This is a genomic window from Deltaproteobacteria bacterium (genome assembly GCA_009930495.1).
Lineage (GTDB): Bacteria > Desulfobacterota > Desulfovibrionia > Desulfovibrionales > Desulfomicrobiaceae > Desulfomicrobium.
In genome coordinates this window covers 1-2359 of the sequence record RZYB01000286.1, presented here as the reverse complement: position 1 = coordinate 2359, position 2359 = coordinate 1, and the positions used below count along the sequence as shown (strand labels likewise).

Here is a 2359-nt window from a genome sequence, read left to right as displayed (position 1 = left end):
GAGTCGCGGCCAGATGCGGTCCAGCGATTCCTTCTCGCCCTGAGTCAGCCCAGACGCGGCCTTGTGCGAGTCCCACCCGTAGGTGGTCTGGAACGGACCGGCGCCCTGCTGCTGCACGCCAGTCTGCAACTCGGTGGGCATGTTCCCGATCCGGGCCGCGACCGTGCAGACCAGTTCGACCAGTTCGTCCGGCAGGTCGATGAGCCCGTGAGAGTAGGTGACGGTCAACCGGCCGCGCGCGCCAGTCTCGATGCGGTCACCCACCAGTTCCCAGTCGGTGCCATCGGTGAGCGTCACGCCGTCCTCGTCCACCACGGAGGTCACCGCGATCACGGGACGTTGCGGGAGGCGCCGGTTGGAGTCGGGGAGCACAACCGTGGACGTGCCGAAGGTGATCTGCTGGTCCACGTAACCGCGCACCCGTGTGGACGCGCGCAACAGGGACGCCTCGGCCACGGTCAGGCCGAACGCGGCAGCGTCCGCCACGGTGGCGAGCGGTGACAGCATGGCGCCTCCTCGATGTAGTTGTCGCGCAGGTGGCCCGCCAACCTATGACGGGCCACCTAACGCGGGGTTGTGTGTGTCAGGCGAGACCGACGGCGCCGACGTTGATGATGATCGTGCCGTTGCCGGCCGAGTCGATGAACACGACCAGGCACTCCTTGGGCGCGTTCAGCGTGATGACCTTGTTCGTGCCATCCCACGTGCCCGTGGTCACGGTGATCTTGTGAGCCGCCGTGCCGCTCGCGCTCGTGTTCTTGATGACCATGAGCCCCTTGTGATCCGACAGGGACCCGATGGTCTTCTCGATCGCCACGGTGGCGTGGTTCAGCTCGATCACGTTCACGTCTGCCGGGATCGCAGCCGGGGATGTGGCCGTGTACTCGACGGCCGCCCCGATGTCCGTGAGCGGGTGAACATGGTCGATCTTGGAGAGGATGGACTGCGTGGGGGAACCCGCGCCCACCGCATCCGCGACCAGACTGTCGTACAGGGTTGCCATGGGTCAGACCGCCAGACCGCGAATGACGCCGTGGGCGAGCGCGTTGCCGTACTTCAGGCCGATCTCACCGTAGATCTGCGACTTCTCCGAAGCGCCGGTCTTGGCGATGGACTCCTCGAACAGCACGCCCTTGCCGGGGATCGCGAGGTAGACGGGCTGGATCTGCTCCAGCGACACGACCGCGATCGTGTCGGGCGCGAGCGCGCGGTCGATGACCACGTTCAGCCGCCCGAAGTTGGTGATCACGGTGTCCATCGCGACGCCGCCGACGTTCCGGCTGTCCCCGAACAGATCGGTCTTGCCGTACTCGTTGGCGTAGGCGGCAGACAGTGCCCGACGCTGACGGGACGAGCAGAACAGGGTAGCGGTCCCCTGGCCGGAGATGCCACCATTGTCATACACGCCCTGCATGGCCTCCTCGAGGACGGCTACCGTGAGAGCGGTTGCCGGCTCGATGTAGCTGACCGTCGCGGTCCCGATCGTGATCGCAGCGCCGCTGAGAGTGGCCGCCACCTTGAACGCATCGGTGGTCTTGCCGACGACGTAGTACACGCGGTCGGGGCGGATCGCCGTGGAGACGCCCACGTCGGTGAAGATCACCTTGTCGCCGTTGTCCATGCCGTGAGCCGTCGAGGACACAGTGTCGGTGGACGCCGACTTGGCGGTGACCTCACCAGTGGCGGTACGGTTCGTGGTCACGACGGACAGCAGCCCGGCGGTCTGGCGTGCCGAACCGTTGGTGGTCGGGATCGCCTGGACGCCGTGCCAGAACGTGTAGTTCACGTCCCGGGCGATGGTCTTGAGCGCCAACATGACCTGGTGAGTGTGCTCGTCCACCACCGGGTTCGCGATGCCGTCAGCGGAGAAGTATGGGGCCGAACTGCGGCTCGTGTACTGCTGCGAGGTTGCCTGCTTGGTGTAGGAGGTGTCCACCGCGCGGTGGAAGATCTGCACCACGTTGGACACGTTGGCCCGCGCGCGCGACTCGCCAGCCGGAGCCGATGCGCCCTCGAGCGCGCCAGTCGGGTCGGGGTCGCGCAGGTCCTCGGTCTGCCACTCGAAGATGGTGGACCCGACCTGACCGCCACCGCCAGTCAGCCCGCCAGTGGCGGACAGCAGCGGGGTGTCGTCGGGGGTCACGGAGATGAGTTCCCCGTGGTAGTTGGGAAGATTGAACGTGGTTCCGAGCCCAGTGACGGTGCTCATTGTTGCTCCTTACTTTGCCGCGTTCGCTGCGGCTTGCTGATTCTTGAGATAGACCGAGAGCGCGACATTTCCAGCCTTCTGCGCCTCCTCGATCCGCTTGTCCCAGTCCATAGTCCCGATCGGTTCGCCCACGTTCCCCTGCCAGTCGCC

At 66.1% G+C, this 2359-nt stretch carries 3 protein-coding genes; all 3 read right to left on the bottom strand.

From position 1 onward, the window contains the following. The coding region (locus EOL86_13840) for a hypothetical protein (GenBank protein NCD26656.1) at positions 1–507 on the bottom strand (507 nt) is incomplete at its 3' end. A 76-nt stretch (positions 508–583) separates the two neighbouring features. Beyond that, the gene (locus EOL86_13835) at positions 584–1003 is read right to left on the bottom strand and encodes a hypothetical protein (protein ID NCD26655.1); all 420 of its coding nucleotides are present in this window, start codon (positions 1001–1003) and stop codon (positions 584–586) included. A gap of 3 nt (positions 1004–1006) precedes the next feature. Beyond that, complete coding sequence (locus EOL86_13830) at positions 1007–2209, bottom strand: hypothetical protein (protein NCD26654.1); 1203 nt, start codon at positions 2207–2209, stop codon at positions 1007–1009. Positions 2210–2359 lie beyond the last annotated feature (150 nt).

Bases quoted from the DNA above. Each gene is read 5' to 3' on its own strand.
- EOL86_13835 (NCD26655.1), bottom strand. From the start codon at position 1,003: ATGGCAACCCTGTACGACAGTCTGGTCGCGGATGCGGTGGGCGCGGGT.
- EOL86_13830 (NCD26654.1), bottom strand. From the start codon at position 2,209: ATGAGCACCGTCACTGGGCTCGGAACCACGTTCAATCTTCCCAACTAC.